This window comes from Hydrogenivirga sp., from assembly GCF_056450045.1.
Genome location: NZ_JBWONM010000194.1, coordinates 1 through 3,677 on the forward strand (window position 1 = coordinate 1; position 3,677 = coordinate 3,677).

Annotated in this window: 6 protein-coding genes; 3 read left to right on the forward strand and 3 right to left on the reverse strand. The window is 52.3% G+C overall.

Annotation, left to right across the window (positions count from 1 at the left end):
* Positions 1 to 191 (reverse strand): ferritin-like domain-containing protein (locus tag AC1HCM_RS08020; RefSeq protein WP_479461248.1); only part of this gene is annotated, 191 nt, incomplete at its 3' end.
* A 19-nt stretch (positions 192 to 210) separates the two neighbouring features.
* Here AC1HCM_RS08020 and AC1HCM_RS08025 point away from each other — a divergent pair.
* Both AC1HCM_RS08025 and AC1HCM_RS08030 read left to right on the forward strand, forming a co-directional pair.
* Positions 211 to 1,191 carry an ABC transporter permease gene (locus tag AC1HCM_RS08025; RefSeq protein ID WP_479461249.1) on the forward strand — a complete coding sequence of 327 codons (981 nt, stop codon included), beginning with the start codon at positions 211 to 213 and terminating at the stop codon, positions 1,189 to 1,191.
* On the forward strand, positions 1,188 to 2,042 hold the full coding sequence (locus tag AC1HCM_RS08030; protein WP_479461250.1) for a DUF58 domain-containing protein: 855 nt from the start codon (positions 1,188 to 1,190) through the stop codon (positions 2,040 to 2,042). The genes AC1HCM_RS08025 and AC1HCM_RS08030 overlap by 4 nt, the downstream gene beginning before the upstream one ends.
* Here the strand turns inward: AC1HCM_RS08030 and AC1HCM_RS08035 are convergent.
* On the reverse strand, positions 2,036 to 2,251 hold the full coding sequence (locus AC1HCM_RS08035; RefSeq protein WP_479461251.1) for a cold-shock protein: 216 nt from the start codon (positions 2,249 to 2,251) through the stop codon (positions 2,036 to 2,038). The two genes, AC1HCM_RS08030 and AC1HCM_RS08035, sit on opposite strands and share 7 nt — an antisense overlap.
* Before the next feature lie 116 nt (positions 2,252 to 2,367).
* A complete protein-coding gene (locus AC1HCM_RS08040; protein ID WP_479461252.1) occupies positions 2,368 to 3,261 on the reverse strand; it encodes a dienelactone hydrolase family protein in 894 nt (297 codons plus the stop codon).
* A 36-nt stretch (positions 3,262 to 3,297) separates the two neighbouring features.
* Between AC1HCM_RS08040 and AC1HCM_RS08045 the strand changes: the two genes are divergently transcribed.
* The coding region (locus tag AC1HCM_RS08045; protein WP_479461253.1) for a tRNA-guanine transglycosylase at positions 3,298 to 3,677 on the forward strand (380 nt) is incomplete at its 3' end.

Sequence of the window (3,677 nt, forward strand, 5' to 3'; positions counted from 1 at the left end):
TCACCTCCAAGCTGAACCACCTTCTGGGCAAACCACTTCATGTGGCGCATCTCCTGACGGGCAATCTTCTCAATCTCCTCTGTGATCTCCGCGTTGTTTATCAGGAATATGTGGTAAAGGTACTGGACTATGGCGGAGTGCTCAAGGGCTACGTTGTAAAGGAGCATAGATACAAGCTCGCTCTTTCTCATGCCTTAATTATAATCATTTATGGTGAACAACGGTGTCAGGTTCTCCCTCACTCTGATAGCTATGCTCTTCGGCTCGGCACTTCTGGCTGACTTTATAGCCCCCTACCCCTACGACCTCCAGAACAGGGCAAAGCCCTACCACCCACCGACAAAGCTTCACTTCCTAAAGGACGGTAAACTCACCTTCCCTTACGTAAACCTCTACGAACTGAAGGACCCCCTCTTCAAGGTCTATGAGGAGAAAAAGGACATCTCCTGCCCGCTCAAACTTTTTACCAGAACGGAGTTTGGCTTCAAGCTCCTGGCGGTTGAAGAGCCCTGCAGGTTGTACCTCCTCGGTGGGGACAAGCTGGGAAGGGACGTATTCTCAAGGCTCCTCTATGGGGCGAGGTACTCCCTTGGTGTAGGGATAATCGGGACTATCGTGACCTTCTTCATAGGTGCGATAGTTGGAGGTCTTTCGGGTTACTTCGGTGGGAGGGTTGATACCCTAACCATGAGGCTCGTGGAGATACTCATGTCAATACCCACCTTCTACCTCCTCCTCTCTCTGAGGGCGGTATTTCCCCTTGAGATGACGAGCGGACAGATATTCCTGATGATAGTCTTCATCCTCTCGCTTCTTGGCTGGGCTGGTCTCGCAAGGGTCGTGAGGGGCATGGTGCTCTCCATAAGGGAGAAGGAGTTCGTGTTGGCTGCAAAGACCTACGGTGCGGGAACCTTCAGGATACTGAGGAAACACATCCTCCCCAACACCTACTACTACCTGATAGTCTCAGCCACCCTGTCCATACCCGCCTACATACTGGGGGAAGCTGCCCTGAGCCTGCTGGGACTCGGCATTCAGGAGCCAGAACCGAGCTGGGGAAACATGCTCTCTGAGGTGAGGAACACCAACGTTCTCTCTTCCTTCCCTTGGATGCTCTCACCGGGGATGGCTATCTTCCTCACTATACTCGCCTTCAACATACTGGGGGATAACTTAATCAAGAAGAAATGAGGGTAAAGGTAAAGAGGTCTGGAAGCATATTCATAGGAGTTACGGTCTTCCTCGGGGTTGCTGCCGCAAACACGGGAAACAACCTCCTCTACATAATAGTTTCCTCAATGCTCGCTCTGATGCTGATATCGGGGCTGAGCTCAGTTATAAACATAAGGGGAATAAGGCTAACCCTTATACCTCCGGAGGAGGTCTTTGCCAACAGAAAGACACGCTTCAGGTTGATAGCCAAGAAGAAGGGAAGGCTCCCTTCCTTTCTGGTGAGGGTCTCCTCCTCAATTGACCAGACCCTCTTTCCCCTGATAACGGATAAACCCGCTGAGGGGTATCTCTTCTTGGTCTTTCCAATAAGGGGTGCTGTAAAGAATGTTAGGCTTGAGGTGAGCTCCGATTTTCCCCTCGGTATGTTCGTCAGGTACATGGAGGTTGAGGTTGAGGTTTCTGTGGTGGTTTTCCCAGAGCCCCTTCCGGCACCCCTCCCCGTGGAGGCTAATTCCTATCAGGAGGAGGGAAACCTCTCCCAGACTACCCTCGTGAGGGGATACGAGGAGCTGAAAAATATAAAGGAGTACGGTGGGGAGCCTATGAAGCTTATTCACTGGAAGCTGAGCGCTAAGAAGGAGAAGCTGATGGTAAGGGAGATGGTTCAGGAGGAGAGACAGCCGATAGTCCTCAGGATGGATATGGTTGAGGGTGATAAGGAGACAAAGCTCTCAAAGCTCGCCTACCTTACCGTCAAACTGATAGAGATGGGTTATCCAGTTGGTCTTGAGATGGGTGAAAAGGTAATCCCCCCGAAGGGGGGGAACCTTCAGAAAAGGCTTATCCTTAGGGAGCTTGCCCTTTACTGACCGTTGAGAATGACGACGTTCTTAGCCCTTGGACCTTTCACGTCCTCTTCAATCTCAAACTCAACCCTCTGACCCTGTTCTAAGGTCTTGAAGCCTTCCTTCTGTATGGCTGAGAAGTGGACGAAAACGTCCCCCTGGTTGTCATCACGGGTTATAAACCCGTACCCTTTGTCCTTGCTGAACCATTTGACTGTGCCTGTGAGACTCATGGAACTAAAACCTCCTAAAAATTTCTTGAACCTGAGAACCGAAGAAAGGGTAAGGCGCCCTCCCCTTTCTCAAGCCTCAAGCTCACCCAAAAATATAGACTGGCTTAAGCCTCAAGTCAAGGACTTTTTTTAACTCCAAGCTTTTCCCTTATGAACCTCGCAGCCCTGACGACGGCGTCCTTGGCAGCCAAGTCATCGGCGAACTTTCTCTTGCCTCCGTCCCTGAAGTCAAAGCCCCTTCCGACGCCGGGGTAAACCACTATGTAAGCCTCCCTTCCCTCGGAGCGAAGGTAGTCAACCGCCATGAGGGCTGGTCTGAGCCTCTGATACTGCTCCTCCCTTCCCACAAAGAAGAGGACAGGAACCTTGACCTTCTCAATATCCTCGTGATACCTGTACACCTGCATTGGTTCCGGTCTGTTGGGGTCCTGAAGGTGGGGATAGTACCCAACCCAGCAGGCGATATCCTTCACCTGCCTCTTCTTTGCCACAAGGAGCCTGAGGGAGTAAAATCCTCCCCTCGTCAGTCCGTAGACACATACCTTCTTCGGGCTGATGTCCTTTCTGGAGAGGGCGTAGTCAAGGACCTTGTTCGCATCCTCCTCAACGGCAGGGTCGTGGTATATGGGGAACCTCTCTATGAACCTACCGGTGTAGAGGTCCGGTGCCACAACCACAAAGCCTCTCGCTGCAAGCCTCTTCACATGGAGCTGAAAGAGCTCATCAAGCCCCCTCCTTCCATGGAGGAAGAGAACGCCGGGAAACTTCCCCTCCTTCACGGGACGTGCCACCATCACGGGTATCTCAACGTCTTCGTTCCTAACGGTAACCCACTTGACCTTCACCTTGTAGTTTCTGGGCGGCTCTATGTAGCCCTCGCTCCACCATCTCTCGTCCCACCACCAAGCCTTGTTTCCCCTCTCGTCAAGCTTCCTTATCAGGTTCTCTATGAACTCGTCCGCCTGGGCAAAGGAGAAGATAAGAAGAAGTGTAAAGACAACAGCTCTCATGGCTCACCCTCCTTAACCTATAAAATATACCTTCCCATGTTCAGCTTTGAGGTTCTATCGGAGGATGGAAGGGCGAGAAGAGGTAGGATAAGGACGCCTCACGGCGTGATAGAGACACCCGTCTTCATGCCCGTCGGGACGCAGGGAACGGTTAAGGCTATGACCCATAGGCTTCTGAGGGAAGTCGGAACCCAGATAATCCTCGGCAACACCTATCACCTCTACCTGAGACCGGGGGAGGAGGTCATAAAGGAGGCGGGGGGACTCCACTCCTTCATATCCTGGGATAGACCACTGCTGACCGACAGCGGGGGTTATCAGGTCTTCTCCCTCGGTCAGGGTAGGTTCGGGGACAGGAAGTCAAAGGTTAAGGTGAGTGAGGAGGGGGTTGAGTTCAGGGACCACCTCGCCGGAGA